Below are 26,809 nucleotides of genomic sequence, written 5' to 3' on the forward strand. Positions count from 1 at the left end.
CCGGTGCCGTTCGCGTCGCTCACCGCAGCAGCCCCTTCATCTCGATCGTGGGCAGGGCCTTGAGCGCCGCCTCCTCCGCCTCGCGGGCCGCCTCCTCGGCGTTCACGCCGAGCTTGGAGGACTGGATCTTCTGGTGGAGCTTGAGGATCGCGTCCATCAGCATCTCGGGGCGGGGCGGGCAGCCGGGCAGGTAGATGTCGACCGGCACGATGTGGTCGACGCCCTGGACGATCGCGTAGTTGTTGAACATGCCGCCGGAGGAGGCGCAGACGCCCATGGAGATCACCCACTTGGGGTTGGGCATCTGGTCGTAGACCTGCCTCAGGACGGGCGCCATCTTCTGGCTGACCCGGCCGGCGACGATCATCAGGTCCGCCTGGCGCGGCGAGCCGCGGAAGACCTCCATGCCGAAGCGGGCGAGGTCATAGCGCCCGGCGCCGGTGGTCATCATCTCGATGGCGCAGCAGGCGAGGCCGAAGGTGGCCGGGAAGACGGACGCCTTGCGCACCCAGCCCGCGGCCTGCTCGACGGTGGTGAGCAGGAAGCCGCTCGGCAGCTTTTCTTCGAGTCCCATGTCGTTAAAGGCCCCTCAGTCCCATTCCAGGCCGCCGCGCCGCCATACGTACGCGTACGCGACGAAGACGGTGAGCACGAAGAGCAGCATCTCCACGAGCCCGAAGATCCCCAGGGAGTCGAAGGTGACGGCCCAGGGGTAGAGGAAGACGATCTCGATGTCGAAGACGATGAAGAGCATCGCCGTCAGGTAGTACTTGATGGGGAAGCGCCCGCCGCCGGCCGGCGTGGGGGTCGGCTCGATGCCGCACTCGTAGGCCTCGAGCTTGGCGCGGTTGTACCGCTTCGGACCGATCAGCGTGGCCATGACCACGGAGAAGATCGCAAAGCCTGCCCCGAGGGCTCCCAGTACGAGGATGGGCGCATACGCGTTCACCGCTCCTCGCTCCTCTCAGTCGGCGCTGACTGCTGGCGGTTGCACTGGGCTCACTCCTGTCCCACCGGTCCCTCGGACCCCGCCGGTCCCAGGCGAAGATCGAGAACATGTGAAGCAGGTCACAAGCCCAACTGCCTCGCATCTTATGCCTGCCGCTCTGTGATCTGCGACACGGGGTATTGCACAAGCTTTGTGATCTCCACCACCTGACGAAGGATCATGAAGTCGGATGATGAGTGATCTTCATACGCGAAGCGTTCAGTTGATCACCAGAAGTGACAATCTTGCATGTCATCGCAGGCCGGAGGGGGCGTCTCAATATCAAGAGACTTCCGTTGCATGCAAATTGGCACTGGGCTCCCAGGCCTGATAGTGGGACCCGTTCACACATCAGGGGGAGGCCGGAGCGGGGTGTGGACGGGGTGCGGGGCGCGTGCACGCGTTCACGAGCCGACGTGCGCGCGGGACGCCGTGGTCACGGCCGCCGTTCCGTGACCTCCGCCACATCGATGAGAGACCTCTGAGAAGCGGGCTTGGCCAACGACCGCAACCAGTGGTAGGCGGCGGGCAATTCGGACGTAATGATCAAAGACCGTGATCAAGGGCTTGATCACGGGCGTCCGCAATGTCCGTTACGGCGTCAATAAAGAGTGACGCGCGGAGGATTTCGGGTCTCGATTGAGCAACTGTGGCGCAGGACACGTTTCTTGAAGATATGAAGGAGCCCCTGGTACCGGTTGTTCCCATGTCCCACACCGCTCACATACGCAGCCACCGGAAGCCCCGCCGCAGCGCGTCGACCCTCGCCGTGCGGGCCGGAGTTGCCGGTGGCGTCCTCGGCACCCTGGCAGTCGCCGGTGCGTCCGGCTCGGCGAACGCGGCCGAGCCGGTGACGCAGACCCTTGAACTGCCCACCCTGACGGCCGACCTGGCCGCTCAGGCGGCCCAGTCCGCGAACGCGACCGAGCAGGCCGCCGCGAACTACCAGCTGCAGGCCGAGCGTGACGCGGCTGCCGCCAAGGCCGCTCAGCAGGCGAAGGCGGACCTCGCCCACGCCAAGAAGAAGGCGGCCGAGGCCAAGAAGAGGGCCGAGGAGGCCGCCCGCAAGGAGGCCGCCCGCGCCTCGCGCACCGCGGAGCGGACCACGCTCTCCACCACGGCGGGCACCGACGCCGGCACCTCCACCTCCACCTCCACCTCGACCAGCACGTCGCCGGCCACCGGCTCGGCCGCGGCCGTCGTCAGCTTCGTCAAGGCCCAGGTCGGCAAGGCGTACGTCTCCGGCGCCACCGGCCCGTCCGCCTACGACTGCTCCGGCCTGGTGCAGACGGCCTTCAAGCAGGTCGGCATCAGCCTGCCGCGCGTCTCCCAGGACCAGTCGACCGCCGGCACCCAGGTCTCGCTGAGCAACCTGCAGCCGGGCGACATCCTCTACTGGGGCGGTGCCGGCAGCGCGTACCACGTCGCGGTGTACGTCGGCGACGGCATGTTCGTGGGCGCGCAGAACCCCTCCACCGGCGTGGTGGAGCGTCCGCTGTCGTACGATCCGCCCACCGGCGCCGTACGGGTGCTCTGAGCACACTCCGCGCCTCTCACGCGCACAGGGCCGCAGCCGCTCGGGGGCAGCGGCCCTTGCGCCTACCCGGACGCGCCTCACGGCCTCCCCGACGGCCCGCCGGCTGCCCTGAAGCGTCCCCCGGCTTCCCTGGCGCGCCTGTCGGCTTCTCCGGCGCGCCTGTCGGCTTCCCTGACGCGTCCGTCGGCCCCGCTGCGGCCCATCGCTTCGCTAGAGCACCTCGCGGCCTCCCCGACGGCCCGGACTGCCCTGAAGCGTCCCCCGGCTTCCCTCGCGCGCCTGTCAGCTTCCCTGACGCGTCCCCCGGCTTCCCTGGCGCGCCCGTCGGCTTCTCTCGCGCGCCCGTCGGCTTCCCTGACGCGTCCGTCGGCTTCCGCTGCGGCCCATCGCTTCGCCGGAGCACCTCGCGGCCTCCCCGACGGCCCGGACTGCCCTGAAGCGTCCCCCGGCTTCCCTCGCGCGCCCGTCGGCTGCCCTGACGCGTCCCCCGGCTTCTCTGGGGCGCCTGTCGGCTTCTCTGGCGCGTCCCCCGGCTTCCCTGGCGCGTCTGTCGGCTTCCCTGACTCGCCCGTCGGCTTTACGCGTCCGTCGGCCCCGCTGCGGCCCATCGCTTCGCCGAAGCACCTCGCGGCCTCCCCGACGGCCCGTCGGCGTCCTCCCCTCCCTCCGACAGCCCGTCGGCCTCTCCGACAGCCCATCGCTCTGCTGACGCGCCCGTCGGCTTCCCTGGCATGCTCGGCTCGGGCCACCGGCCGGTGGTCCGAGCCGAGCGAAGGAGTCCACGCGATGCCACGCGTGTTCGTACAGGGAAGCCCCGTCGGCCACTACCCGCGGTACGCCCCCGAGGCCGGGCGGGGTGCGGTGCGCCGTATCACCGAGGTCGGCGAGGAGGTGCTGCACAGGCCCTGCCGGGACGTCACGGAGTTCGGACCCGACCTCGCCGCCCTCGTCGACGACATGTTCCGCACCATGTACGTCGCCGAGGGCGCGGGACTGGCGGCGAACCAGGTCGGGGTCGATCTGCGTCTCTTCGTGTACGACTGCCCCGATGACGACGGAGTCCGGCATGTCGGACACATCGTCAACCCCGTGCTGGAAACGCCCGTGAACGGGCGACGGCTGCTGGAGGAGGGCGAGGGCTGCCTGTCGGTGCCGGGGGCCGTGATGGCCGTCCCCAGGCCGGACCGGGCCGTCGTCCGCGGCCAGGACAGGGACGGCCGTCCGGTCGTCGTCGAGGGCACCGGCTACTTCGCCCGTTGTCTCGCCCACGAGACCGACCACACCACCGGGCAGATCTATCTCGACCGGCTCTCCAAGCGGGAGAAAAAGGACGCTCTGCGGCAGATGGCGGACCGGCGGGACGAGGTGTACGCCCGCCGGACCGCCAACGCCGCCGCTCTCAGCGCCTAGTCACGCCTTCGGCGCCACCTTGCTGAGGCCGTTGATGATGCGGTCCATCGCGTCGCCGCCCGTGGGGTCGGTGAGGTTCGCGAGGAGCTTGAGGGTGAACTTCATCAGCATCGGGTGGGTCAGACCGCGCTGGGCGGCGATCTGCATGACCTTCGGGTTGCCGATGAGCTTCACGAAGGCGCGGCCGAGGGTGTAGTAACCGCCGTAGGTGTCCTTGAGGACGCGCGGGTAGCGCTGGAGGGCGATCTCCCGCTGGGCGGGCGTCGCGCGCGCGTGGGCCTGCACGATGACGTCGGCGGCGATCTGGCCGGACTCCATGGCGTAGGCGATGCCCTCGCCGTTGAAGGGGTTCACCAGGCCGCCGGCGTCACCGACGAGCAGCAGGCCGCGCGTGTAGTGCGGCTGCCGGTTGAAGGCCATGGGCAGGGCGGCACCGCGGATCGGACCGGTCATGTTGTCGGGGGTGTAGCCCCAGTCCTCCGGCATGGAGGCGCACCAGGCCTTGAGGATCTCGCGCCAGTCCAGTTCCTTGAAGGAGTCGGAGGTGTTCAGCACGCCCAGGCCCACGTTCGACGTGCCGTCGCCCATGCCGAAGATCCAGCCGTAGCCGGGGAGGAGGCGGTCCTGGGGGCCTCGGCGGTCCCACAGTTCCAGCCAGGACTCCAGGTAGTCGTCCTCGTGGCGGGGGCTCTCGAAGTAGGTGCGGACGGCGACACCCATGGGGCGGTCCTCGCGTCGGTGCAGACCCATCGCCAGGGAGAGACGGGTGGAGTTGCCGTCGGCGGCGACGACGAGCGGGGCGTGGAAGGTGACCTCGCGCTTCTCCTCGCCGAGCTTGGCGGTGACGCCGGTGATGCGGCCGGTGCGGTCGTCGACGACCGGGCCGGAGACGTTGCAGCGCTCGAAGAGGCGGGCGCCGGCCTTCTGGGCGTTGCGGGCGAGCTGCTCGTCGAAGTCGTCGCGCTTGCGGACGAGTCCGTAGTTCGGGTAGGCGGCGAGATCCGGCCAGTCCAGCTGGAGGCGGGAGCCGCCGCCGATGATGCGCAGGCCCTTGTTGCGCAGCCAGCCGGCCTCCTCGGAGATGTCGATACCCATGGCGACGAGTTGCTTCACCGCGCGCGGGGTGAGGCCGTCGCCGCAGACCTTCTCGCGGGGGAACTCGGTCTTCTCCAGGAGCAGCACGTCGAGACCGGCCTTGGCGAGGTGGTACGCGGTCGAGGAGCCCGCCGGCCCCGCGCCCACGACGATCACGTCGGCGGTGTTCTCGGAGAGGGGCTCGGTCACGACGGTCACGGCGGGATCTCCCCAAGGGTCGAAATCTGTGTGCCGACCGGCACTGAACATGGGCAGTCTATTCAGCAGAATTGATCACCCGGCTGAAGGGCTGCCCTGTGAACCGACCTCTCCCCACGGTACGGCTGCGCGTCCCCACGCACGAGGACGCGGTCGCCTGGCACCGGGTGTTCGCCGATCCGGAGGTCATGGAGTTCCACGGCGGCAGGCCGGCGGAACTGTCGGTCTACGAGGAACTCACCGCGCGCCAGCGGCGGCACGACGCGGAGCACGGGTTCTGCCTGTGGACGCTGCTGGACGAGTCGGGCGAGGTCATCGGCTTCACCGGGGCGCAGCCGTGGCCGCGGGACTGGGGCCCGGTCGGCGAGACCGAGATCGGATGGCGGCTCGGACGCGCGTACTGGGGCAAGGGGTACGCCACCGTGGCGGCCCGGGAGTCGCTCGCGCGGGTGCGTGCGGCGGGGGTGCCGGGTGTGGTGGCGGTGGTCCGGGCGGGCAACGAGCGGTCCGCGGCGGTGGCCCGGCGCCTCGGCATGGAGCAGGCGGAGACCTACACCCACCCCGTGTTCGACGAGCCGGCCCTCTGTTTCCGGCTCGCCTTCACCGACGCCCCGAGCGACGCCCGTCCCGACGCCCCGGCCGGCGACCCTCACTGACACGCCCACCCACGCCGTCCCCACTGACACGCCCACCCACGCCGTCCCCACCGACGCGCCGACCCTCGCACCCGCACCCGCCCCGGCATCCCCACGCGCCAACCACCCGTCGACTACGCACAGTAGTCGTCTGTTACAGAAAGACATCGGCGCCTTCCGGGCGGCCCGGGCGGGGGTTACCCTTCCTGTACCGCTGGGGGTGACATCTGTGCGTATAACACCCAAAACACCCGAAGTGCGCGTCCCGCGTCTGGTCGGTCTCATGGCCGTGGACGCGCGCGAAACGGCCCGGGCACGGGGTCTGTCCCTCAACGCGCCCGACCGCCCGGACTTCCACCTGGCCGTCGTCGACTACGTCGTACGCCAGTACCCGCAGCCCGGCGCCGAGGTGCCGCGGGACTCGTTGGTGTACGTGTGGTTCGACTTCGGGGAGGGCGAGGGCGGCGGAGGCGTGCGGGAACCGCGCATCCCGCGGCCGCCCACCGGCGGCCTGCAACGCGAACTGGGCGAGCCGGGCGGCGACCCGTACGCCGTCGTCAGCTCTGCTTGAATCCGCGGTGCAGCGCGACGACGCCGCCGGTGAGGTTGCGCCAGGCCACCTTCGACCAGCCCGCCTCGCGCAGCCGTTCGGCGAGCGCGGGCTGGTCGGGCCAGGCCCGGATGGACTCGGCGAGGTAGACGTAGGCGTCCGGGTTGGAGGACGCCGCGCGCGCGAGGGGCGGCAGCGCCCGCATCAGGTACTCGGTGTACACGGTGCGGAACGGCGTCCACGTGGGGTGGGAGAACTCGCAGATCACCACGCGCCCGCCGGGCCGGGTGACCCGGTACATCTCGCGCAGCGCCGCGTCCGTGTCCTGCACGTTGCGCAGCCCGAACGAGATCGTCACCGCGTCGAAGGTGTCGTCCTTGAAAGGCAGCCTCGTCGCGTCGCCCGCGGTGAACGGCAGCCAGGCGTGCTTCTTCTTGCCGACCTGGAGCATGCCCAGGGAGAAGTCGCAGGGGACGACGTACGCGCCGGTCCGCGCGAAGGGCAGCGAGGAGGTGGCCGTGCCGGCGGCGAGGTCCAGGACCTTCTGCGCGGGGCGCGCGTCGACCGCCTTCGCGACCTCCTTGCGCCATCGCCTGTCCTGGCCGAGCGAGAGCAGGTCGTTCGTCAGGTCGTACCGTTCCGCCACGTCGTCGAACATCGAGGCGACTTCGTGCGGCTGCTTGTTCAGGGAAGCGCGGGTCACCCGCCCATTCTTGCAGCCCCCTCTCACGGCGGGAGCGTCGGCTTCTGCGTGCCGCGACGTCCTCCACCCACCCGCACGGCAGCACGAACCCGGCGGTCAGGGCACAGCCGGCGCCGGACACGAACCACTGGCCGTCCAGCGGCGGATGGGCCTCGAAGGCCGGCACCCGCCGGCACCGGCCGATCGGCGGGACCGCCAGGACCAGCGCGGTCTCGCGCCGCGGGCGGACCGTCACCGCGCGCGTGTTGAGGGCGGCGGTGACCGTGTGGTCCAGGCGTCGCAACCGGGTGGGCCACGCGAAGTCGATCCGGACGTACGCCTTCGCCCGCGTCGGCGGCGTCGCGTACCCGGCGGACCAGATGGCTGGGCGAGCGGGTTCTCGTCCAGGCCGTACGTCGCGAAGCCGGCCTGCTGCGCGAAGGCGTGCCAGGCGCCGTGGCCGAGGGCGGCGAGCGAGAGGGCGACGACCAGGACCGGTAGCTGTCCGCGTGCGGAGGACTTCCCGGCCGGGCGGCGGTACGGCCCGGTACGGCGGCCGGGACGGCGGGTACGGCCCGGTACGGCGGCCGCAACGGCGGTACGGCCGGTACGGCTCGAAGTGGTCGGCGTTCCCGGACCGGCCGTGCGGGGAGGGATCCCCGGCGGAGGACGCCTCGACGCGTTGCGGTGGGGTGAGCCAGAGCGGCCCCGGCGCCTTCGCGCGCGCCTTCTCCGGCCGAAGGGGGGCGGCGCTGCTCGCCGGGAGGCGCCGCCGGGCCCACCCGTGCCGCACCGAGCGGGCACGCCTGCCCGGGGCAACGGGTTCACCGCCGCCGGAACACCAGCCGGCCCTCCGCCACCGTGGCCACGCACGTGCCGGCGCCGCGTTCCGCCAGCTCGGCCTCGTCCCGGACGTCGAACACGGCGAACCGGGCGGCGGAGCGGCGCTCGGTCGGGGGTGCGAACTCCACCGGCAGGCCGGAGTCGTACGGATCGAGCGCGGGCGTCCCGCCGGGGCGGCCGGGGCGGCTCGTGACCGCCAGACCGGAGCGGCGCACGGCGTCCCGCACCGCGCGGTTGCGCAGTTCCTCGCAGGCCGCCCGTACCGTGCCGTTCGCCAGCATGCGCTGCACCGCCCGCCGGGCGCTCGCACCCCAGCGGACGTCGTCCATGTCGAGTGCCGCCAGGGCCTGTCCGGTCAGCGGCTCGGTGCCGAGTTCGTCGGCCTCGCGCGGATCCGGGTGGTACGCCTCCTCCAACAGCTCGTTGCCGTGGGGGTTGACCAGCCCGGGCGTCAGGATGCCCGGCCACGTGCGCACCCGCGCCCGTGGATGGGCGGCGACGATCTCCTCCAGCGGCCCGGCGTCGGCGATCCACGCCCCCTCGACGGCGAGGGCGTGCCCTCTGGAGTCGGCGTGGATCGTCAGCACGGGCACCTCAGTTGGAAGCGAGCAGCTTCAGCTCGGGGTGGGCGGTGCCGCCCTCGATGGCCGTGGAGGAGATGTGCGAGACCACGCGGTCGTCGACGGGGTCGTTCGCCGGGTCGTCGTGGACGAGGAGGTGCTCGTACGTCGTGGCGCGCTGCGCCGGGACCCGGCCGGCCTTGCGGATCAGGTCGATGATCTCCAGGCGGTTGGAGCGGTGCCTGGCGCCGGCCGAGGAGACCACGTTCTCCTCCAGCATGATCGAGCCGAGGTCGTCCGCGCCGTAGTGCAGCGAGAGCTGGCCGACCTCCTTGCCGGTGGTGAGCCACGAGCCCTGGATGTGCCGGACGTTGTCCAGGAAGAGGCGGGCGATGGCGATCATGCGGAGGTACTCGAAGAGGGTCGCCTGGGTGCGGCCCTTCAGGTGGTTGTTCTCGGGCTGGTAGGTGTACGGGATGAAGGCGCGGAAGCCGCCCGTGCGGTCCTGGACGTCGCGGATCATGCGGAGGTGCTCGATCCGCTCGGCGTTCGTCTCGCCCGTGCCCATCAGCATCGTCGACGTCGACTCGACGCCCAGCCGGTGCGCGGTCTCCATGATCTCCAGCCAGCGCTCGCCGCTCTCCTTCAGCGGGGCGATGGCCTTGCGCGGCCGCTCGGGCAGCAGTTCGGCACCGGCGCCCGCGAAGGAGTCCAGTCCGGCCTCGTGGATGCGGGTGATGGCCTCCTCGACCGAGACACCCGAGATGCGGGCCATGTGCTCGACCTCGGACGCGCCGAGGGAGTGGATGACCAGCTGCGGGAAGGCGTCCTTGATGGCCTTGAAGTGCTTCTCGTAGTACTCGACGCCGTAGTCCGGGTGGTGGCCGCCCTGGAACATGATCTGGGTGCCGCCCAGCTCGACGGTCTCCGCGCAGCGGCGCAGGATGTCGTCGAGGTCGCGGGTCCAGCCCTTCTCCGTGTCCTTGGGGGCCGCGTAGAAGGCGCAGAACTTGCACGCCGTGACGCACACGTTCGTGTAGTTGATGTTCCGCTCGATGATGTACGTGGCGATGTGCTCGGTGCCCGCGTACATGCGGCGGCGTACGGCGTCGGCGGCGGCGCCCAGGGCGTGCAGGGGCGCGTCGCGGTAGAGGACGAGCGCCTCCTCGGGAGTGATCCGTCCGCCCGCCGCGGCTCGGTCGAGGACAGACTGGAGGTCGGCCTTCTCTGTCACCAGGGGGTCCCTTTCGTCAAGGGGTGTGGACGGACCGAACCAGCCTACGCCAGCCGTTTCGGCCCCCGGACCTCAGGCCGCGTACGCGCCGATCAGCAGTCCGGCGAGGGCACCGGCGAGGAGGAACGGGCCGAACGGTACGGCCGTCTTCCGGTCCGCCCGCCGGGCCAGCACGAGCACGCCGCCGTAGAGCGCGCCGAGCAGGAACCCGGCGAAGCTGCCGAGCAGCACGGTGGGCCAGCCGTACCAGCCGAGGACGGCACCCGCCCCCACCGCGAGCTTCACGTCGCCGAAGCCCATGCCGCCCGGGTTGATGCGGTACAGCAGGTAGTAGCCGGCGCCGAGCGCGAGAGCGCCGTAGCAGGCGGTCCGCCAGTGACCGGCGTGTTCGGGGAGCAGGGCGGCGAGTCCCAGCAGGGCGAGGGCGGTGGCCGCGAGCGGGAGGGTCAGCGGGTCGGGCAGCCGTCGCACCCGGAGGTCCACCGCGGCGAGCAGCACGCCGACCGGGGCGAGCAGCAGCCAGACCGCCAGCTCGGGGCGGGTTCCGGTGGCGGCGGCGAGGGCGGCCGAGACGAGGGCCGTGGCGGCGGCGAACGGAAGCGCGGAGGGGGCGTACGACGGCGAAGGCGCCCCGTGAGCACCCCCCGCGCATCGCCGGCACCGTGCTCCGCCCAGCCAGCCCCGGACCGGATGGCGGCCGTCCGGGCAACGGTCGCGCCAGGGGTCGCCGGAGGGCACGGCGAAGCGGTACGCGGCGCGGGGCAGCAGCGCGCCCGCCGACGCCCCCCACACCACGCCGACCAGCACGAGCATCCCCGTGGTCACCCCGCCCACGCGCCCCACCCCCCTCACGTCTGTCGTGTCCTACCCGGTTCGGACGCCCGGCATCGCGTCAGGGTGTTCGCCGTTGGCCATCGGCAGCCGGCCGCCGGACAGGGCGGGTTGCCACGGGGCGCCGGTGCCCTTGTCACCGATCCGGCTCCACCGCTCGCGGCCGGTCCGGACGCCCCGGTCGTTCTCCCCGCGGAGCCGGTTCTTCCTGCCGGTGCGGACGTCCACGGCCCGGATGCCGCGGTCGTGGCCGCCGGCGGAGAGGACGCCGTCGACGACGGCGGGGGTGCGGAAGCCCCGGCGGTCCGCCGGGGACAGGGTCCGGCGGGTGGCGCCGGTCTGCTGCACAGCACCCGGCAGGTGCCCAACTCCCGCGGATCGTCCAGCGGAAGCATCTCCCTCGCGGAGTTCCCCGTCCTTCCCCGTCCGTCACCGGCGCGCGCGGCGCGTGGGTCGACGCGTGGGCCGACGCGGACACGGTGGTGACGGGTCGGGGCGGGGAGCGCGACGGGTCACGGCTGGAGCAGTTCGACCTTCACGTCGGCGGGGAAGCCGGTGGACGGCCCGACCCGGCGGGCGAACTCGGCGACGGCCTCCAGCTGCGGGGTGCCGAAGCGGAAGTCGAGGGTGGTGAAGTACCGCTCCAGCGTGTCCTCGTCGAACGCCTCCCAGCGGGCGGCCTGCTCGGCGACCTTGTGCACCTCTTCGAGGGAGAGGTTGCGGGACGCGAGGAAGGCCTCGTGGACCTTGCGGGTGATGAACGGCTCGCGTTCGGCGTAGTCGCGGCGGGCCGCCCACACCGCGAAGACGAACGGCAGGCCGGTCCACTCCTTCCACAGCGCGCCGAGGTCGTGCACGTCCAGCCCCAGCTTCGGGCCGTAGTGGAGGTTCGCCCGCAGCGCCGCGTCGCCGATGAGGACGGCGGCCTCGGCCTCCTGCATCATCAGGCCGAGGTCGGGCGGGCAGGTGTAGTAGTCGGGCTTCACGCCGTACCGCTCGGCGAGCAGGAGCTGGGCGAGCCGGACGGAGGTGCGCGAGGTCGAGCCGAGGGCGACCCGGGCGCCGTCCAGCCGGTCCAGCGGGACCTGGGAGACGATGACGCAGGACATCACCGGGCCGTCGCAGCCGACGGCGATGTCGGGGAAGGCGACGAGGTCGTCCGCGTTGCGCAGGAACTCGACGAGGGTGACGGGCCCGATGTCCAGGTCGCCGTGCACGAGCTGTTCGCTGAGCTTCTCCGGGGTGTCCTTGGTCAGCTCGAAGTCGAGGAGCGTGCCGGTTCTCGCGAGCCCCCAGTACAGGGGCAGGCAGTTCAGGAACTGGATGTGGCCGACACGCGGCCGGGTGCGAGAATTGTCCACATCGCGAGACTAGACCCCATGCGCTACGGTGCTGGGACCGGCCCCACCTCCAAACGGGCTAGCGGGCGTTCAAACCTCCGGGTGAAGTGATCTTGACCTCTATTGCTTTCCGCCGCCCGGATGCTAGGCTTGCCCGCAAGTTGCAGTTTGGTTTCCCTTGCAGTACAGAGCCTGCGGAGCATGTAACCGCAGGCTCTCGTCGTTTTCAGACGAATGCAGTCGTGCAGCACCGTTTCGCACTTGCAGGTTCTGGAGCAGGGCAACCCTTTTGAGCCCAAGGAGGGCTTATGGCTACCGGAACCGTTAAGTGGTTCAACGCCGAAAAGGGCTTTGGCTTCATCGCCCAGGAGGGCGGCGGCCCCGACGTCTTCGTTCACTACTCCGCGATCAACGCCACCGGCTTCCGCTCCCTCGAGGAGAACCAGCAGGTGAGCTTCGACGTGACGCAGGGCCCGAAGGGTCCGCAGGCGGAGAACGTCACTCCCGTCTGATCACTGCCTGATCGCAGAACCTGAGTGCAGTACCCAAGGAGCCCCGCGCCGTTCGGCGACGGGGCTCCTGCCTTGCCCCCGAGCATTTCCTGTCGGTGAACGCTCACACGTGCTGCATCACCAGCACGAACCTGGTCCCGGCCGCCAGCGCCTCGTACGAGTGAGGCACGTCACCCCGGTACGACAGGTAATCCCCCGGCCCCAGTTCCACGGCCTCCCCGTGCGGCCCCGCCTTCACCGCGCCCTCGCTCACCACGATGTGCTCCACGGTGCCCGGGATATGAGGGTCGGAATCCCGTACGGTCCCGGGCTCCAGCCACACGGCATACAGGTCCCGGCGGGCACCGGGCGGACAGGCGGACAGCAGTGAGGCCAGATAACTGGACTGGTCGGAGTGGACCGTTGGCCCCTGCCCCGCCCGGATCACCCGGACCGCCGGCGCGGGCGGCTCGACCAGCGCGCTGAACGGCACACCGAGCGCCACCGCGAGCGCCCAGAGCGTCTCCATGCTCGGGTTCCCGCTCGCCGCCTCCAGCTGGGACAGCGTGGACTTGGCGATTCCGGCACGCTTGGCCAGCTCGGACAGGGACAGTCCGGCACGGCCGCGCTCGCGCTTCAGCGACGCGGCGATCCACTCCAGGGGGAGCCGGGCGGGCACCTCGGACATGTTCGTTCGCTCCATCGGTACGATCGTTCGCCTTGACGGACAGGCTGGGCGCTGTCCATTCTAATGAACATGCGTTCGCCACACCGAACAACACTCGTCTCCCCCACCGACCGCTCCCTCCTCCGGGACAGCTCGCTGGTGTGGCTGGCCAGCGGTGTCGTGGGCGTCTCCTTCGGCGCGGTCTCCGTCGCGGGCGGCCTGCCGATGTGGGTACCGGTCCTCATGTCCCTGGTCGTGTACGCGGGGTCGGCGCAGTTCAGCGCGGTGGGCGTCCTGCTCGCCGGGGGCGGTCCGGCCGCCGCCGTGGCCACCGGGCTCCTGCTCAACACCCGGACGGCGGCCTTCAGCCTGGCGGTGGCCGACATCCTCGGCACCGGCCGGGCGGCCCGTCTCCTCGGCGCCCACCTGGTCACGGACGAGACGGTCGCCTTCGCCCTGGCCCAGTCCGACCCGGTACGGCAGCGCCGGGCGTTCTGGATATCCGGCCTCGGCCTGTTCGCCGTGTGGAACGCGGGCGTCCTCGCCGGTGCGGCGGCGGGCAGCGCGCTGGGCGACACCACCCGCTACGGCCTGGACGCCGCCTTCCCCGCCGTCCTGGTCGCCCTGGTCCTGCCCACCCTCCGCGCGGACGCGGCGGTACGGCGGTGCGCGCTGCCCGGCGCCGCCCTGGCGCTGGCGGTCACCCCCGCCGTCCCGGCCGGGGTCCCGGTCCTGCTCGCCCTCGCGGGCCTGTTCCTCCACCGCCGCCCCACGAGCCCCCGGGGAGCCGCCGCGTGAACGCCACCGTCACCGTGATCCTCGCCCTGGCCGCCGGCACGTACGCCTTCCGGCTGGTCGGTCCGGTGCTGCACGGCCGGGTCACGATCCCGCCGCGCGTCCAGGAGCTGGCCTCCGCCGGAGCGGTCGTCCTCCTGGCCGCCCTGCTCGCCACGGGCGCCCTGACCGAGTCCGGCGGCTTCGCGGGCTGGGCCCGCCCCGCCGGGGTCCTGGTCGGCGGCGTCCTCGCCTGGCGCCGGGCGCCGTTCGCCGTGGTGGTGCTGGGCGCGGCGGCGGCGACGGCGCTGCTGCGGCTGGCGGGACCGGCCTGAGGAGATCAGATCCGTTGATCTGCTTGCAGGACAGATTGCTCGGCGGATTTTCCGGCACAAAGTGCTTGTCCGGCTAATCCCTTCACCCGTTCGCCGCGCATCCATCATCGAATGGCCGCGTTATTCGCAGCATGACGAAGGAACTTCCTCGGCGGCCCGTGCGGCTAGGCTCCCACACCTACCTGCCCGCACCGGACAGAACGGGCCCCAGCAAAGGAGTCCTGATGAAGGGGGGTCTCTCCGTCACTCTTGAAGTGACCGAGGAAATCCTCCAGGAATTCATGGATGCAATGAGTTCCCTGGAAACACACGTCTCGAAACGCTGGGCTCATGCATCCTGAGTACACGGGGCCCGCGGGAGCCTTCTACCCGCCCCTGGTCCCTCCCGACTCGGCCTGGGACCCCGCCGAAGAGCTGGCCTTCATGCTGCGGGACTCCATGGAGCAGCAGCCGAGGATCCCGGCCGCCCGCAGGGAGGAGGACCTCGCAGGTCAGGGGGTTGATCCTCATCGCGACGCCCTGGTGGAGATCACCGCGGAGCTGCCCCCGGTGAAGACTCCCCCGCGGGGCCACCGCAAGGTCCGGCAACGCCCGAGCACCACACGCGTCGCCAGTCATCTCATCGCCGCGATGGTGGCCGTCATCGCTTCCGCCGTCAGCATCTTCGGCGGCCTGATCTCCTACGACCCGCTGCGTTTCGTGGCAGCGTCCCGCATGCCGGACGACGTGGTCTCCTGGTGGCCCCTGCTGGTTTTCGGCCCCTGGCTGGTGTCGTCACTCTCCATTCTCCGGGCGGCACTGCACCAGCGCCGGGCCTTCCATTCCTGGTCGGTACTTCTGATTTTCTCGATGATTGCCATGACCCTGTGCATCGCACAGGCGCCGAAACACATCGTCGACACCGCGGCCGCCGCCCTGCCGAGTTTCGCCTCGCTGGCCTGTTTCCAGCAGGTGGTGCGCCAGATCACCTTCACCCGGCCGCCCCGGCGGACCGTGCCCCGGCACCGGGTCCAACCCGCCGAGGCGGCCACCGACGAGGCGAAGACGAAGGACGGCGGCGCGAAGGACGGACACCGGGGGGTGATGAATGAAGAGTCGTGACACGGCGCCCTCCTCCCTCCCCGACGTCGCCCGGCTCCGCCCCCGCCAGCAGATGGCCATGGAGTGTGCCCTCTGCGCCCGTCCGCTGGGAGCGAGCGGGCGGGTCCTCGGTGAGGTACGTCACCGAGGACAGCCGTTCCAGCTCTGGGTCTGCCTCCTCGGCTGCCAGGCGGGCGCGTCGGCCGGTCGGTACTAGGCGGCGTTCCGCCAGACGGTCAGGTCGCCCGTGAGGAAGGCGATGTCGGGCAACGCGGTGGACTTCGTCTGGATCACGTACAGCCCGATGTTGCCCTCGTCGTCCTTCATGCAGATCTCGGTTCCGGCCGCCGCGGCGGCCAGCCCCCAGCTGTGGTACTTGCCGCTCCCGAGCATGAGACGGCACATGGCGAGGGTGGTGCCGTGTCCGCCCATGATCTGGACGAACGAGGCGCTGTCGCTCTTCAGCTCACAGCTGCGGTCCCGGCAGTCGAACCGGATGTCCCCCTTGTGGTCCTTGCGCTGGGGGTCCTCGTCCTTGAGGCTCAGCGAGTTCTTCGCGTCCAGCCACACCTGGGGGTACCCCTCCGGCTTCGGGTCCCGGGGCGAGGCCGACGCGGTCCCCTCCTCCACGGACGGGCCGGACCCGTCCGACGACGCGTCCGAGGAAGAAGAAGAGGAGTCCGACGAGGAGCCCGCTGCGGACGCCGGCGAGGACGACCGCCCCGACGGTGCCGTGGCCGACGGCTTGGAACCCGCGCCCGCCGTGTCCCGCGCTCCCGCCCGGCCCTCGGCGTCCAGGACCGACCACGCCAGCAGCGCCGCCAGCAGCGCCCCGCCCGTCACACCGGCGACCGAGATCAGCGCGGTCCGCCGTCTGCGGACCCTGCGCTCCTCGGACGTCGGCTGCGGCCAGGCCGTCGGGGGCTGCGGGTAGCCGACGAGCGGCTGCGGGTAGGCCGGGGTCGGCTCCGGGACCGGTGCCGGAACCGCGACCTCCGGCCCGGCGATCTCCCGCCACACGGCCGGCCCCCCGCCCCCGTCGGCGTCCGCGCCCAGCCGCTGCCGGCACCACTCCACCACCTCCGCCGCGGTGGCCCGCTCCGCCGGATCGGCGGCCAGGCACCGGGCGAGCAGCGGCCGCAGCGGCTCGGGCAGCAGCTCCAGGTCGGGCTCGGAGTGCACGATCCGGTACAGCACGTTCACGGCGGGACCGTCGCCGTACAACGGCCGGCCGAGCGCGGCGAACGCCGCCGTCTGCCCGAGCGCGAAGACGTCCGTCGCCGCCGTCACCTCGTTCCCGGCCGCCTGTTCCGGCGCCATGAAGGACGGCGTGCCGATGGTCCCCCCGGTGGCCGTGTACGACGTCCCGTCGGCGGCCAGCGCGATACCGAAGTCGATCACCCGGGGCCCGTCGGCGGCCAGCAGCACGTTCGACGGCTTCAGGTCCCGGTGCACGATGTCCTCGGCGTGGATCGCCTGGAGCGCCTCCGCCACCCCCGCCATCAGCCACAGCACCGCCGACACCGGCAGCGGCCCCCGCCGTACGACGGCCTCCGCCAGCGACGGCCCGGGCACGTACAGCGTGGCCAGCCACGGGGGTGTCCCGTCCGCGTCCGCGTCGATCAGCTCGGCGGTGTAGGCGCCCTTGACCCGCCGGGCCGCCGTGATCTCCCGCCGGAACCGCCGCCGGAAGTCCGGATCGTCCGCCAGCTCCGGCCGTACGACCTTCAGCGCGACCGGCCGGCCGCCCTGCGTGTGCGCCAGATACACCCGGCCCATGCCACCGGCGCCCAGCCGGGCCGCGAGCCGGTAACCCCCCACCACCGGGGGGTCTTCCGCCTGAAGTGGCTGGAAGACATCCGTCGCCTGGTCCATCGGCCCCGTACCCCCCGTTGTGATGCTTTGGCCAAGGGCAGCAGCCTAATTGAGGCTCCCTCCCGCCCGGCCCCTCCCGGCCCCAGCCGCCGCACCGATCGGCGGCCTCCTGCGGTGCCAACCTCACGGCTCCACCCGGTCCTGGCAAATACCGACTTCAGGTGACATACAGAGCGAGTCACCCGGTCCCGTCGACTCACGGGCAAAACTCACCGTGTAGTAGCGCAACAGTTCGGGAGCGAGGGAGCCATCCATGAACAAGGCAGGGACAGGAACGGTCGTCGGTCTGATATGCGCGGGGTTTCTCGCCTCCAGTGCCCTGACGGGTCAGGCGGCGGCACAGTCACGGCTGGTGCTGGAGAACGTCGCCAACCCCGGTTACGTCCTCGACAACGACGCCGGCATGGGGCGGGACTCCAGCGTCCTGGCCTACGACCGGCACGGTGGGCCGAACCAGCTGTGGGAGGTGAACCCCGAGGGGGGCAACACCGTCCAGATCAGGCAACGGATCGGCGGGCAGGAACTGTGCGCCGCCGCCGTGTTCAACGGCATCGCCGAAGTGACCATGCAGGACTGCAACGGCAACGGGGCGGTGACGCGGTGGCACCAGATCGCCGTGGGCGGCAACCGCTGGGTCTACCGGAACGCCGCCCGGTACAAGTGCCTCGCCGCCACCCGGGTCAACGGCCCGGTGCAGCTCGTCGAGTGCGCGTACGGGGACCAGGACCAGCAGTGGATGAAACGCGCCGGGTGAACGGGCAAGGGGCGGTGTCGGTGCCACCCGCTACCGTCCCTCCATGACCGACACCCGCGCCTTCTACGACACCATCGCCGAGGACTACGCCGCGCACTTCCGGAACCCCCTCGCCGAACGGCCCCTGGAGCGCGCGTTGCTCGCCGCGTACGCCGAGCAGGTCGGCCCGGGCGGCCGGGTCGCCGACCTCGGCTGCGGGCCGGGCGCGGTCACCGCGTACCTGGCCGGTCTGGGGCTGTCCGTCTTCGGCCTGGACCTCTCCGAGTCGATGATCGCCGTCGCCCGCCGCGACTTTCCCGGCCTGCGCTTCGGGCAGGGCTCCATGCGGGAGCTGCCCCTGGCCGACGGCACCCTGGCCGGGGTCGTGTCCTGGTACTCCAGCATCCACACACCCGTGGACGAACTCCCCGACCTCTTCGCCGAATTCCACCGCGTACTGGCTCCCGGCGGCCGGCTCCTGCTCGCCTTCCAGGTGGGCGACGTACCGCTCCGCCTCGACCGCCCGTTCGGCCACGAGGTGACCCTGGACTACCACCGGCGCCGCCCCGAGCGGATGGCCGAGCTGCTGGCGGGAGCCGGTTTCACCCTCCGGTCCAGCACGGTGCGCGAGCCGGAGGTCACGCGCGGCGAATCACCGGTCCCGCAGGCGTTCCTTCTCGCCCAGAAGAAAGGCTGACCAGGCTTCGGGGGTGAGGGTGAGGTGGGCGCTGGTGGGTCGCTTGGAGTCTCGGATGTGGATGGCGGTGGGGTGCAGGGCCACTTCGAGGCACTGGCCGCCCTCGCCGCTGCTGTAGCTGGATTTGCGCCAGCTGTAAGCGAGTTCGAGGCACTCGCCTCCCTCACCGCCGCTATAGCTGGACTTGAACCAGGCGAGTTCCTTGGTGTTCATCATTCCCCCACCAGCTCCTCGATCATGGCCAGTGACTCCGTCGGGTTGAGTGCCATGGCGCGCATGATCCCATAGCGGTCCGCGATCTTGCGGACTTCTTCCGGGTCAGCGATCAGCCGTGGGTATCCCTGGGCCTCCACGTAAGCGACCTGCGCTCGCTTGTTGGGCGTCAGGAGGTTGAACGGGCCGTCCATGTTGGGGTGTTCCGCCATCTTGGAGGGCATCACCTGGATCTCCACGTTGCGCATGCCGCCGATCCGCAACAACCGCCGAAGCTGCTCCTTGTGTACCTTCGTACCGCCGATGGGCCGGTGCAGCACCACCTCTTCCAGGACGTAGCTACACATCGGCAGTGGCCACTGCTCCAGAACCTGCTGACGGGCCAATCGGTCGGCGACACGCTTCTCGATGGCGTCCTCATCCAGCAAGGGGCGGCGGCGGGAGAACACAGCCCGAGCATAGTCCTCGGTCTGCAAGAGACCTGGCACTCCTTGATTGGCATAGAAGTGCAGCTCGACGGATACCGCTTCCAACTCGGCATAGCTGCGATACCACTCGGGATGCCGCGTCCGTGCCCTCGACATCGCCTCCTCCACCTGAGGGATGACCGCCGTGAACAGGCCGTTCGCCTGGAGGATCTCATCGGCCCGGCGCAGGAACTCCGGCCTCGGTGTCCGTACCCCTCGCTCGATGGCCGAGACCAGGTCCGGGCCGTACCCCATCAGCTCGGCGAACTCCCGCTGGCTGAGTCCCGCCCTCTCCCGCAGCAGCTTCAGCTGCTTGCCGATGACGACGAAGACCGCTGCCGCCCCGTTCTCCTCCGCCGGAGTCTCCGGCCTCCGCTCCTCCGTCACACGAACCTCCGACCAACCCGTACACACGCGACCCGTACCCGTACGACTACGCACAGTCGCCGGGTCTCCCCTGGTCAGGGTAGGGAGAACCGACCACGCTCGGTGAGGTGAACGTAGAAATCTCCACCCCCGCAACGGAACTCGTCCAACGGCTCAGCGCCACCCCCCGTGGCGCCCGTCTGGCCCGTCGGCTCACCGGTACCGCCCTGGCGGCCTGGGGGTATCCGTACGACGGCGACCTCAGCCACACCGCTCAGCTCGTCGTGGCCGAACTCGCCGCCAACGCCGTCACCCACGGTCGCGTGCCCGGGCGGGACTTCGAGCTGCGGCTGAGACTGCTGGCGGAGAAGGACACCCTGCGTATCGAGGTCAGCGACGCCCGGGGCGACCGCGCCCTCCGTTTCCTGGACGGGCGGCCGGAGGACGAGAACGGCCGCGGTCTCGTGGTCGTACAGGTGCTGGCGAAGCTGTGGGGCGTGGCGGAGCGGGACGTCGGCAAGACGGTCTGGGTGGAGTTGGCGCTCAGCGCAACGCGGCGACCGTGTCCGCGAAGGCCCGGGCCGGCGGGCTGAGCGCGTCCCAGCGGCGCACGGCCCAGCCGACGGGGAGGGGACGGAGGCCGGGAAGCGGGACCAGCCGCAGGGGGCCGTCGCCCGGGACCGGCAGGCCCGGTACGGCCGGTACGACCGCCCTTCCGATCCCCAGCTCGGCGAGCAGCAGGGCCGTGTCCCAGTCGGCCACGCTCGGCTCGTAGGCGAACCTGACTCCCCGCTCGGCGCACGCCGCTTCCAGGTGGGCGGCGGACGTGGAGTTCGGCGGGAGCCTGATGACCCGGGCGTGGGCCAGCTCCGCCGGGTCCAGGTGCGGACGGTCGGCCAGCGGGTCGTCTGCCCGCACCGCGAGGAGCCACGGCAGCTCCACGACCGTCCGCTGCTCGATGCCCCGGACCGGTGGGCCGATGGTGATCCAGGCGAGGTCCAGCGTGCCGTCGGCGAGGGCGTCGAAGCTGCCCCGGCCGGAACTGACCGTGCGGAACTCAAGGTTGACCTTGGGGTGCCGGCGGCGGAACGTGACGACCGCGTCGGACATGAAGTGCCGGACGGTCGTCGCGCCGGTGGCCACGCGGACGTACCCGCTGTGGCCGTCGACCAGGTCGCGGAGCTGTCGTACGGCGACGTCCAGGGCGTTGATTCCCTCGCCCGCGGCGGCCTCCAGTATCCGGCCGGCCTGGGTCGGCAGGACCCCGCGCGGCCGGCGTTCCAGCAGGGCCACGCCCGTCTCCCGTTCCAGTCGCTTGACGTGCTGGCTGACGGCGGACTGGGTCCGGCCGAGGTCACGGGCGACCGAACTGAGGCTGCCCGCACGGCACACGGCGACGAACACGCGGAGGTCTTCCAGGGTCACAAGACCCAAGCTAGCACTGGGGGATGGCGAGGAAACCCAAGGATTGACTGGGCTCGGCACCGCGCGCGAGGATCGTGAACGGGCCGCATCCGACCCCGGCGGCAACCCGCTCCGCGCCCCACCGAGTCCGGAGGAGGTGGGACCAGCACGGAGCGGGTGCCGACCTTGACGCCACTTGGCAACGGCCCTTGCCTCAGCGCTCGTACAACCCCTCCACCTCCGCCGCGAAGTCCCGCAGGATCCGGTCGCGGCGGAGCTTCATGGACGGGGTCAGGTGGCCGGCCGCCTCCGTGAAGTCCACCGGGAGGACCGCGAAGCGGCGGATGGACTCGGGGCGGGAGACCATGCGGTTCGCCTCGTCCACGGCCCGTTGCAGGACGGCGTGCAACTCCTCGTCCCCGACCAGGAGTTCCGGCGGTACCGGGTGCTTGCCGATCATCTGGCGCCAGTGTGTGATGCCCTCGGGGTCCAGGGTGATGAGGGCCGCCACGAAGGGGCGGGCGTCGCCCACCAGCATCACCTGGCTGATCAGGGGGTGCTGGCGGAGCCAGTTCTCCAGGGGGGCCGGGGCCACCGACTTGCCGCCCGCTGTGATGAGCAGTTCCTTCTTGCGGCCGGTGATGGTCAGGTAGCCGTCGTCGTCGAGTTCGCCGAGGTCGCCCGTGGCGAGCCAGCCGTCGCGGGTCGCGGGGACCACGCCTCCGGCCTGGGGGTCCCAGTAGCCGCGCAGGACGTGGTCGCCGGAGAGGAGGATCTCGCCGTCCGCCGCGATGCGGACCCTCGTGCCGGGGAGCGGCCAGCCGACCGTGCCGAGGCGGGGTTTCAGGGGCGGGGTGACCGTCGAGGCGCCGGTGGTCTCCGTGAGGCCGTAGCCCTCGAAGATCTCGATGCCGGCACCGGCGTAGAACGCGGCGAGGCTCCGGCCGAGCGGGGAGCCGCCGCAGATGACGTGGCGGACGCGGCCTCCCATCGCGGAGCGGATGCGGCGGTAGACGAGGGGGTCGTAGAAGGTGCGCTGGGTCTTCAGGGCGCGGCTCGGGCCGTTCCCGGTGCCGGTCTGGCGGGCCTCCAGCGCCTCGCCGTAGCGCCGGGCGATGTCCGCCGCCCGGTCGAAGGTGCCCGCCCGGCCGCCCGACTCCGCCTTGGCCCGCGCGGAGTTGTAGATCTTCTCCAGCATGTAGGGGATGGTCAGCAGGCAGGTCGGCCGGAAGGCGGCCAGGTCCGGGAGGAGGTCGGCCGGGGCCAGGCTGGGGGCGTGGCCGAGGCGGACGCGGGCGCGGACGCAGGCGACGGCGACCATGCGGCCGAAGACGTGGGACATGGGGAGGAAGAGGAGGACCGAGAGGTCGTCGTCCTTGGCCTTGAACACGGGGTGGAGGAGTTCGATCGCGTTGTCGACCTCGGCGAAGAAGTTCCCGTGCGAGAGGGCGCAGCCCTTGGGGCGGCCGGTGGTGCCGGAGGTGTAGATGAGGGTGGCGAGCGTGTCGGGGCCCAGCATGCCCCGGCGTACGCCGACCTCCCCGTCCGGTACCGGTGCGCCCGCCTCCGCCAGCCGGGCCACGTGGTCCTTCTCCATCACCCACACGTGCCGCAGGTCGGGCAGGTGGGGGAGTTCGGGGCCGAGGGCGGCGGCCTGGGCGGGGGTCTCGGTGACCAGGGCGACGGCGCCGGAGTCGTGCAGGATCCAGCGGGTCTGGAAGACGGAGGAGGTGGGGTAGACGGGGACGGTGACCAGGCCGGCGGCCCAGGCCGCGAAGTCGAGCAGCGTCCAGTCGTAGGTCGTGCGGGCCATGACCGCGATGCGGTCCCCGGGCATCAGGCCCTCGGCGATCAGGCCCTTGGCGACCGCCTCCACCTCGGCGGCGAACCGGGCCGCCGTCACGTCCCGCCAGTGGCCGTCGGAGAGCCTGCGGCTGAGGACGGCCTTGTCGGGGTCCGTCTCCGCGTTGTCGTAGGGCAGGTCGGCGAGGGAGCCGTGGGTGACCGGGGGTGCGAACGGGGGGACGGCCGCCTCGCGCACCGCTCCGTCGAGCCGGCGTACCTCGGGCTCGACGAGGACCGGGCGGCCGTCGTAGTCGGTGGCGGAGACCGGGGTGCCGGAGGAGGCGGGCGGGGTGGGGTACGGCGTGGTCACGGGCGGCTCCTCTGGCGTGCGTGCGCCTGCGGTGAGCCCGGGGAAGGGGTTACCGCTGGTTAGGCAGGTGATCGTACGGCTCCGCTGTGAGGGGGTTGTGCGGGTTCGGGGATGGTCCGGGGCCGGGGGTGTGCAGCCTCGGGGGGTATGTGACGGGTGTTCAGCTTTGCGTGCGGGCGGTGCCGGCCGTACGGACCGTGCGGCGTACGGACCGTGCGGGTTGCGGCTTACCTCCGGTAACCTTACTCCGGAGTAAGCAGTTCTCAGCCCTCCGGAACCGAGTCGCGCGGGAGTTGCGCATGGCCGACCGCCGCCTCAGCGGCCCGACGGACACCGTCACCCTCAGCGCCGCGCCCGCGCTGGCCCCCCTGCTCGCCCGGGGCGCCCTGCGCTCCCTCGTCAGGCGTCCGGCCCCCGGCGCCGCCTTCCCGCCCGCCCGACTGGTCCTTCCCGGCGTGCGCGTCGACCTGGCGAAGCTGGCCGCCTACGAGCGGGTGTGCGGTTTCCCGACCGGCGAGCCCGACCTCCCGGTCACCTATCCGCACGTCCTCGGATTCCCGCTGGCCATGAAACTGATGAGCGCCCGGGACTTCCCGCTGCCGCTGCTCGGCCTCGTCCACACGTCGATCGCGATCGAGCGGAGCGCCGCGCTGGCCGCGGACGGGGTGTACGACGTGGAGGTCCGGGTGGAAGGGCTGGTACCGCACCGGCGGGGCACCGAGGCGACCGTGGCGACCGCACTGCACGCGCACGGGAAACCGGTGTGGGAATCCCGGAGCACCTATCTGGCGCGGCACCGCACCGGCACGGTGACGGCACCCCGACCGCGCGAGGACGCCGGTGCGCGGCTGCCGGTCCTGGCCGAGTGGAGCCTCGGCGACGACGTGGGGCGGCGGTACGGCGCCGCCTCCGGTGACCGCAACCCGATCCACCTGTCTCCGCTCACCGCGCGCCTCTTCGGTTTCCCCCGGGCCATCGCCCACGGCATGTGGACGGTCGCCCGCTGCCTGGCCGCCCACGGCAGTCCCGACGCGGCCGAGGTGCGGGCGCGGTTCCGGGCGCCGGTGCCGCTGCCGGGGACCGTGGCGTACGGGGCCGACGGGAGCGGGCGGTTCGAGTTGCGGGGCGCGGGCGGGCGGGTGCACCTGAGCGGGGAGGTGCGGGGCAAGTGAGCGCCCTCGCGCGGTGCGGGTGCACGGGGGTCGCGGGCGGCCGCGCGGTGCGGGCACCCGCCGCGGCCCCGCGCCCTCAGGCGGGATCGGCCGGCGGTGTCCAGACGTGGCCCCGCATCAGGTTGCCCAGTCCCGCCCAGGCGAAGTTCATCAGCGTGGTCGCTGCCTGGCGGGCCGTGGCCCCGGGTGTGGCGTTGGCCCAGGCGGCCAGGGACTCCGCCGCGCCGACCAGGGCCTCGGCGAGGCCGGCCACCTCGTGTTCGGGGAGGTCGGGGTCGCGGTGCGCCTCCCGGGCCGCCACCGCGACCAGCCGGGTCACGAACGCGACGATCTCCGCGCGCATCGCGGCGACCTCGGCCACGAAGGGCTCCCCGTGCGTGCGGGCCTGGAGGTGCAGCACCGACCAGCCGTCGGGGTGCTCGGCGGTGTGCGCGAAGAACGCCCGCAGGCCGTCCCAGAGTTGCCGGTCGGCGGGCAGTCCCGACCGGACCGCCGCGCGCACGGCCGCCGTGAGCGCGGCGGCCTCGCGGCGGATGCAGGCGGTGAAGAGGTCTTCCTTCGAGTTCAGGTACAGGTAGACCAACGGCTTGGACACGCCCGCGAGTTCGGCGATCTCGTCCATCGAGGCGGCCATGTACCCGCGCTGCCCGAAGATCCGTACGGCGGCGTCGAGCATCTGTTGCTCCCGCACCGCCCTCGGCATCCGTTTGGTCCTGACCGCACCCATGACGGCAAGACTAGTGGGGCCGGGGGCCCGGACTAGCTGGACGCGGCAGCCCCGTCCTGCGTCCGCGACCGGTCGTCGGCCACGTCCTCCTGGCTGCGGTTGGCATCGAGGTTGGCCTTCACCCGGTCGACCTTGTTCACGATCTGCGCCGACGCCCGGTCCCGCTCCTTGCGCAGCACCACCCAGCTGATCGGCGCCGAGAGCACCATGGAGAGCAGCAGGACCCACAGGCCGTTGGAGTCGCCGAAGCCGCGCGGGAAGATGCCCGAGTAGACGGCACCCCAGACGACCACGAGGCAGCCCGCGAAGATACCGAGGCGCATCAGCGTGTAGCGGAGCATCTCAATCCAGTCGTCAGATTCCAAAAGGGGTCATCGTCCAGTGAAGCACGGACGGCGGGCGATCACGCAGGGGGGTGGGGCGGGGGCCGGTGTCAGCCGAGCGGCAGGAGCATGACGATCTCGTCCCGGTCGTCGCCCGGGGCCACCCGGATGGCGTCCGGGACGCGGCCGACCTCCTTGTAGCCGCAGGAGGCGTAGAACCGCTCGAGCCCGTGCCCGCCCCGGCAGGTCAGCCGTATCGCCTCCACGCCCTCCATCGCGCGGGCCGCGTCCGCGGCGGCGGCCAGCAGGTCGCGGCCGTAGCCCCTGCCCTGGTGCCGGGGGTGGACCATCACCGTGTAGAGCCACACCCAGTGCGGCATCAGCCGGTGCGTGTTGCGGGTGAGGAAGGCGGCCGCGGCGACCTCGCCGGTCTCGTCGTGGCCGACGAGCAGCCGGGTGCGCCCCTCGGCCATCTGCACGAAGTGCCGGACCAGCTCCGGGCGTATCTCCTCACGGGTCACCGGGGCGACGAAACCGACGGCGCCGCCCGCCTCGGAGACGTCCGACCACAGGTCGAGGACGCCGTCGCGGAGGGCGGGGGTGATGGCGGGGTCCAGGGTGAAGGTAAGAGGCACGGAGGGAGTGTATCCATTACCGGGTCCCGGTCACCGGGGATACCGCGCCTCCGCCGACGGGGAAGGCGCGTACCGCCTACCCGAGGGCGCGTGCAGCGACCTTCAGGTCGGCCACCAGGCCCTCGTACGCCGCCCTGCGCTCCTCGTCCCGCGCGCGCAGCACCGAGGACGGGTGCACGGTGGGCAGCAGCCGCTCCGGCCGGCCGTGGATCTCCCGCTCCAGCACGGTCCCGCGCACCTCGCCCACCCGGAACGACGACCCCAGCAGCGCCTTCCCGGCCGTGGCGCCGAGCACCACGATCAGCTCCGGCTCCACCAGCGCCAGCTCGGCCGCCAGCCAGGGGCCGCAGGCCGTCATCTCCCTGAGGCTCGGCGCCTTGTGGATCCGGCGCTTGCGGGGCTCGGCCCGGGTGAACTTGAAGTGCTTGACCGCGTTGGTCACATAGGCCTCGCCGGGGTCTATACCGGCCTCTGCAAGCGCCCGGTCGAGCAGTTTGCCCGCCGGGCCGACGAAGGGTGTGCCCTGGCGGTCCTCCTGGTCACCGGGCTGCTCCCCCACGAGCATCACGCGGGCGTCGGTGCTCCCGGCGCCGAACACCGTCTGGGTGGCGGGGAGGTGCAGGGGACAGCCGCGGCAGCCCGCCGCCGCGCGGCGCAGAGCGGTGAGATCGGCGCCCTCGGGTACGAAGGGCGCGGCCGTGTAGGCGTCCTCGGGGGCCTTCGTCGCCGGCATGCCGGACGAGTACCCCGAGCCGTCCCCCTGTCACCGGCCGGGCCGGCCGGGTGGGCGGG

The 26,809-nt window shown here is 71.8% G+C and carries 31 protein-coding genes; 12 read left to right on the plus strand and 19 right to left on the minus strand.

The genetic code is table 11. The annotated features are described in order from the left end of the window. Positions 1–19: 19 nt before the first annotated feature. Entirely contained in the window at positions 20–574 is a 555-nt protein-coding gene (locus ACZ4VF_RS19285; RefSeq protein ID WP_007383964.1) for a NuoB/complex I 20 kDa subunit family protein, read from the minus strand. Positions 575–589: 15 nt separating this feature from the next. Next, entirely contained in the window at positions 590–949 is a 360-nt protein-coding gene (locus ACZ4VF_RS19290; RefSeq protein WP_030379754.1) for an NADH-quinone oxidoreductase subunit A, read from the minus strand. Positions 950–1,694: 745 nt separating this feature from the next. Between ACZ4VF_RS19290 and ACZ4VF_RS19295 the strand changes: the two genes are divergently transcribed. Both ACZ4VF_RS19295 and def read left to right on the plus strand, forming a co-directional pair. Continuing rightward, on the plus strand, positions 1,695–2,525 hold the full coding sequence (locus tag ACZ4VF_RS19295) for a C40 family peptidase (RefSeq protein ID WP_467927215.1): 831 nt from the start codon (positions 1,695–1,697) through the stop codon (positions 2,523–2,525). 786 nt (positions 2,526–3,311) lie between these two features. Continuing rightward, positions 3,312–3,935, plus strand: a complete 624-nt coding sequence (gene def / locus ACZ4VF_RS19300; RefSeq protein ID WP_467927217.1) for a peptide deformylase — start codon at positions 3,312–3,314, stop codon at positions 3,933–3,935. On the opposite strand, the gene ACZ4VF_RS19305 is transcribed toward def, so the two are convergent. Then, positions 3,936–5,228 carry a geranylgeranyl reductase family protein gene (locus ACZ4VF_RS19305; RefSeq protein WP_467927219.1) on the minus strand — a complete coding sequence of 431 codons (1,293 nt, stop codon included), beginning with the start codon at positions 5,226–5,228 and terminating at the stop codon, positions 3,936–3,938. Positions 5,229–5,326: 98 nt separating this feature from the next. Between ACZ4VF_RS19305 and ACZ4VF_RS19310 the strand changes: the two genes are divergently transcribed. Together ACZ4VF_RS19310 and ACZ4VF_RS19315 are read left to right on the plus strand one after the other, a co-directional pair. Beyond that, complete coding sequence (locus ACZ4VF_RS19310) at positions 5,327–5,884, plus strand: GNAT family N-acetyltransferase (protein ID WP_467927220.1); 558 nt, start codon at positions 5,327–5,329, stop codon at positions 5,882–5,884. Positions 5,885–6,119: 235 nt separating this feature from the next. Beyond that, the gene (locus tag ACZ4VF_RS19315) at positions 6,120–6,434 is read left to right on the plus strand and encodes a PASTA domain-containing protein (protein ID WP_467927222.1); all 315 of its coding nucleotides are present in this window, start codon (positions 6,120–6,122) and stop codon (positions 6,432–6,434) included. Here the strand turns inward: ACZ4VF_RS19315 and ACZ4VF_RS19320 are convergent. The 6 genes from ACZ4VF_RS19320 to ACZ4VF_RS19345 all read right to left on the minus strand — a co-directional run bounded on the left by ACZ4VF_RS19320 (position 6,421) and on the right by ACZ4VF_RS19345 (position 11,924). Next, positions 6,421–7,116 carry a demethylmenaquinone methyltransferase gene (locus ACZ4VF_RS19320; protein WP_467927223.1) on the minus strand — a complete coding sequence of 232 codons (696 nt, stop codon included), beginning with the start codon at positions 7,114–7,116 and terminating at the stop codon, positions 6,421–6,423. The two genes, ACZ4VF_RS19315 and ACZ4VF_RS19320, sit on opposite strands and share 14 nt — an antisense overlap. 803 nt (positions 7,117–7,919) lie before the next feature. Beyond that, positions 7,920–8,525, minus strand: a complete 606-nt coding sequence (locus tag ACZ4VF_RS19325; protein ID WP_467927225.1) for a hypothetical protein — start codon at positions 8,523–8,525, stop codon at positions 7,920–7,922. A 7-nt stretch (positions 8,526–8,532) separates the two neighbouring features. Beyond that, the gene (gene mqnC / locus ACZ4VF_RS19330) at positions 8,533–9,732 is read right to left on the minus strand and encodes a cyclic dehypoxanthinyl futalosine synthase (protein WP_467927226.1); all 1,200 of its coding nucleotides are present in this window, start codon (positions 9,730–9,732) and stop codon (positions 8,533–8,535) included. Positions 9,733–9,804: 72 nt separating this feature from the next. Continuing rightward, complete coding sequence (locus ACZ4VF_RS19335) at positions 9,805–10,557, minus strand: prepilin peptidase (RefSeq protein WP_467927382.1); 753 nt, start codon at positions 10,555–10,557, stop codon at positions 9,805–9,807. Positions 10,558–10,596: 39 nt separating this feature from the next. Continuing rightward, entirely contained in the window at positions 10,597–10,911 is a 315-nt protein-coding gene (locus ACZ4VF_RS19340; RefSeq protein ID WP_467927227.1) for a hypothetical protein, read from the minus strand. A gap of 164 nt (positions 10,912–11,075) precedes the next feature. Continuing rightward, positions 11,076–11,924, minus strand: a complete 849-nt coding sequence (locus ACZ4VF_RS19345) for a menaquinone biosynthetic enzyme MqnA/MqnD family protein (protein ID WP_467927229.1) — start codon at positions 11,922–11,924, stop codon at positions 11,076–11,078. Between the two features lie 287 nt (positions 11,925–12,211). On the opposite strand from ACZ4VF_RS19345, the gene ACZ4VF_RS19350 reads away from it, so the two are divergent. Further along, a complete protein-coding gene (locus ACZ4VF_RS19350) occupies positions 12,212–12,415 on the plus strand; it encodes a cold-shock protein (RefSeq protein ID WP_004984723.1) in 204 nt (67 codons plus the stop codon). 103 nt (positions 12,416–12,518) lie between these two features. Here the strand turns inward: ACZ4VF_RS19350 and ACZ4VF_RS19355 are convergent, their stop codons facing one another. Then, positions 12,519–13,082 carry a helix-turn-helix domain-containing protein gene (locus ACZ4VF_RS19355; RefSeq protein ID WP_467927383.1) on the minus strand — a complete coding sequence of 188 codons (564 nt, stop codon included), beginning with the start codon at positions 13,080–13,082 and terminating at the stop codon, positions 12,519–12,521. Positions 13,083–13,151: 69 nt separating this feature from the next. Here ACZ4VF_RS19355 and ACZ4VF_RS19360 point away from each other — a divergent pair, with 69 nt between their 5' ends. The 3 genes from ACZ4VF_RS19360 (at position 13,152) to ACZ4VF_RS19370 (ending at position 15,271) form a co-directional block, all read left to right on the plus strand. Continuing rightward, the gene (locus ACZ4VF_RS19360) at positions 13,152–13,859 is read left to right on the plus strand and encodes an AzlC family ABC transporter permease (protein ID WP_467927231.1); all 708 of its coding nucleotides are present in this window, start codon (positions 13,152–13,154) and stop codon (positions 13,857–13,859) included. Then, positions 13,856–14,170: an AzlD domain-containing protein gene (locus ACZ4VF_RS19365; RefSeq protein WP_467927232.1), complete on the plus strand. Its 315-nt coding sequence runs from the start codon at positions 13,856–13,858 to the stop codon at positions 14,168–14,170. The genes ACZ4VF_RS19360 and ACZ4VF_RS19365 overlap by 4 nt, the downstream gene beginning before the upstream one ends. A 438-nt stretch (positions 14,171–14,608) precedes the next feature. Then, positions 14,609–15,271, plus strand: a complete 663-nt coding sequence (locus ACZ4VF_RS19370) for a DUF2637 domain-containing protein (protein ID WP_467927233.1) — start codon at positions 14,609–14,611, stop codon at positions 15,269–15,271. Positions 15,272–15,463: 192 nt separating this feature from the next. On the opposite strand, the gene ACZ4VF_RS19375 is transcribed toward ACZ4VF_RS19370, so the two are convergent. After that, complete coding sequence (locus ACZ4VF_RS19375; protein WP_467927235.1) at positions 15,464–17,125, minus strand: serine/threonine-protein kinase; 1,662 nt, start codon at positions 17,123–17,125, stop codon at positions 15,464–15,466. 253 nt (positions 17,126–17,378) lie between these two features. Here ACZ4VF_RS19375 and ACZ4VF_RS19380 point away from each other — a divergent pair, with 253 nt between their 5' ends. Both ACZ4VF_RS19380 and ACZ4VF_RS19385 read left to right on the plus strand, forming a co-directional pair. Further along, the gene (locus tag ACZ4VF_RS19380) at positions 17,379–17,879 is read left to right on the plus strand and encodes an RICIN domain-containing protein (RefSeq protein ID WP_467927236.1); all 501 of its coding nucleotides are present in this window, start codon (positions 17,379–17,381) and stop codon (positions 17,877–17,879) included. 43 nt (positions 17,880–17,922) lie between these two features. Further along, the gene (locus ACZ4VF_RS19385; RefSeq protein WP_467927237.1) at positions 17,923–18,555 is read left to right on the plus strand and encodes a class I SAM-dependent methyltransferase; all 633 of its coding nucleotides are present in this window, start codon (positions 17,923–17,925) and stop codon (positions 18,553–18,555) included. Here the strand turns inward: ACZ4VF_RS19385 and ACZ4VF_RS19390 are convergent. Together ACZ4VF_RS19390 and ACZ4VF_RS19395 are read right to left on the minus strand one after the other, a co-directional pair. Beyond that, positions 18,511–18,768 (minus strand): DUF397 domain-containing protein, encoded by a 258-nt coding sequence (locus ACZ4VF_RS19390; RefSeq protein WP_467927384.1) that lies wholly within the window; start codon positions 18,766–18,768, stop codon positions 18,511–18,513. The two genes, ACZ4VF_RS19385 and ACZ4VF_RS19390, sit on opposite strands and share 45 nt — an antisense overlap. Further along, positions 18,768–19,622 (minus strand): helix-turn-helix domain-containing protein, encoded by an 855-nt coding sequence (locus tag ACZ4VF_RS19395; protein ID WP_467927239.1) that lies wholly within the window; start codon positions 19,620–19,622, stop codon positions 18,768–18,770. Before ACZ4VF_RS19395 ends, ACZ4VF_RS19390 begins: the two co-directional genes overlap by 1 nt. Before the next feature lie 107 nt (positions 19,623–19,729). Between ACZ4VF_RS19395 and ACZ4VF_RS19400 the strand changes: the two genes are divergently transcribed. Then, positions 19,730–20,194: an ATP-binding protein gene (locus ACZ4VF_RS19400; protein ID WP_467927240.1), complete on the plus strand. Its 465-nt coding sequence runs from the start codon at positions 19,730–19,732 to the stop codon at positions 20,192–20,194. Here the strand turns inward: ACZ4VF_RS19400 and ACZ4VF_RS19405 are convergent. Together ACZ4VF_RS19405 and ACZ4VF_RS19410 are read right to left on the minus strand one after the other, a co-directional pair. Then, positions 20,145–21,026, minus strand: coding sequence for a LysR family transcriptional regulator (locus ACZ4VF_RS19405; RefSeq protein WP_467927241.1), 882 nt, complete (start codon positions 21,024–21,026; stop codon positions 20,145–20,147). The two genes, ACZ4VF_RS19400 and ACZ4VF_RS19405, sit on opposite strands and share 50 nt — an antisense overlap. Positions 21,027–21,219: 193 nt before the next feature. After that, positions 21,220–23,160, minus strand: a complete 1,941-nt coding sequence (locus tag ACZ4VF_RS19410; RefSeq protein WP_467927243.1) for an AMP-dependent synthetase/ligase — start codon at positions 23,158–23,160, stop codon at positions 21,220–21,222. Between the two features lie 299 nt (positions 23,161–23,459). Here ACZ4VF_RS19410 and ACZ4VF_RS19415 point away from each other — a divergent pair, with 299 nt between their 5' ends. Next, entirely contained in the window at positions 23,460–24,332 is an 873-nt protein-coding gene (locus tag ACZ4VF_RS19415; protein ID WP_467927244.1) for a MaoC family dehydratase, read from the plus strand. A 76-nt stretch (positions 24,333–24,408) separates the two neighbouring features. On the opposite strand, the gene ACZ4VF_RS19420 is transcribed toward ACZ4VF_RS19415, so the two are convergent. From ACZ4VF_RS19420 to ACZ4VF_RS19435, 4 genes are all read right to left on the minus strand, one after another. Then, positions 24,409–25,059 carry a TetR/AcrR family transcriptional regulator gene (locus ACZ4VF_RS19420; RefSeq protein WP_467927245.1) on the minus strand — a complete coding sequence of 217 codons (651 nt, stop codon included), beginning with the start codon at positions 25,057–25,059 and terminating at the stop codon, positions 24,409–24,411. 32 nt (positions 25,060–25,091) lie between these two features. Further along, positions 25,092–25,400 carry a DUF4229 domain-containing protein gene (locus ACZ4VF_RS19425; protein ID WP_467927247.1) on the minus strand — a complete coding sequence of 103 codons (309 nt, stop codon included), beginning with the start codon at positions 25,398–25,400 and terminating at the stop codon, positions 25,092–25,094. A gap of 92 nt (positions 25,401–25,492) precedes the next feature. Then, positions 25,493–26,017 (minus strand): GNAT family N-acetyltransferase, encoded by a 525-nt coding sequence (locus ACZ4VF_RS19430; RefSeq protein ID WP_467927248.1) that lies wholly within the window; start codon positions 26,015–26,017, stop codon positions 25,493–25,495. Positions 26,018–26,093: 76 nt separating this feature from the next. Continuing rightward, positions 26,094–26,750, minus strand: a complete 657-nt coding sequence (locus ACZ4VF_RS19435; protein WP_467927249.1) for a UdgX family uracil-DNA binding protein — start codon at positions 26,748–26,750, stop codon at positions 26,094–26,096. Positions 26,751–26,809: the final 59 nt, after the last annotated feature.

This window comes from Streptomyces sp. NPDC029151 (assembly GCF_055564315.1).

Coding starts and splice junctions, on each gene's coding strand:
- ACZ4VF_RS19370 (WP_467927233.1), top strand. CDS start 14,609: ATGGAGCAGCAGCCGAGGATCCCGGCCGCCCGCAGGGAGGAGGACCTC.
- ACZ4VF_RS19295 (WP_467927215.1), top strand. CDS start 1,695: ATGTCCCACACCGCTCACATACGCAGCCACCGGAAGCCCCGCCGCAGC.
- ACZ4VF_RS19435 (WP_467927249.1), bottom strand. CDS start 26,750: ATGCCGGCGACGAAGGCCCCCGAGGACGCCTACACGGCCGCGCCCTTC.
- ACZ4VF_RS19285 (WP_007383964.1), bottom strand. CDS start 574: ATGGGACTCGAAGAAAAGCTGCCGAGCGGCTTCCTGCTCACCACCGTC.
- ACZ4VF_RS19375 (WP_467927235.1), bottom strand. CDS start 17,125: ATGGACCAGGCGACGGATGTCTTCCAGCCACTTCAGGCGGAAGACCCC.
- ACZ4VF_RS19360 (WP_467927231.1), top strand. CDS start 13,152: ATGCGTTCGCCACACCGAACAACACTCGTCTCCCCCACCGACCGCTCC.
- ACZ4VF_RS19355 (WP_467927383.1), bottom strand. CDS start 13,082: ATGTCCGAGGTGCCCGCCCGGCTCCCCCTGGAGTGGATCGCCGCGTCG.
- ACZ4VF_RS19425 (WP_467927247.1), bottom strand. CDS start 25,400: ATGCTCCGCTACACGCTGATGCGCCTCGGTATCTTCGCGGGCTGCCTC.
- ACZ4VF_RS19350 (WP_004984723.1), top strand. CDS start 12,212: ATGGCTACCGGAACCGTTAAGTGGTTCAACGCCGAAAAGGGCTTTGGC.
- def (WP_467927217.1), top strand. CDS start 3,312: ATGCCACGCGTGTTCGTACAGGGAAGCCCCGTCGGCCACTACCCGCGG.
- ACZ4VF_RS19390 (WP_467927384.1), bottom strand. CDS start 18,768: ATGAACACCAAGGAACTCGCCTGGTTCAAGTCCAGCTATAGCGGCGGT.
- ACZ4VF_RS19380 (WP_467927236.1), top strand. CDS start 17,379: ATGAACAAGGCAGGGACAGGAACGGTCGTCGGTCTGATATGCGCGGGG.
- ACZ4VF_RS19385 (WP_467927237.1), top strand. CDS start 17,923: ATGACCGACACCCGCGCCTTCTACGACACCATCGCCGAGGACTACGCC.
- ACZ4VF_RS19415 (WP_467927244.1), top strand. CDS start 23,460: ATGGCCGACCGCCGCCTCAGCGGCCCGACGGACACCGTCACCCTCAGC.
- ACZ4VF_RS19420 (WP_467927245.1), bottom strand. CDS start 25,059: ATGGGTGCGGTCAGGACCAAACGGATGCCGAGGGCGGTGCGGGAGCAA.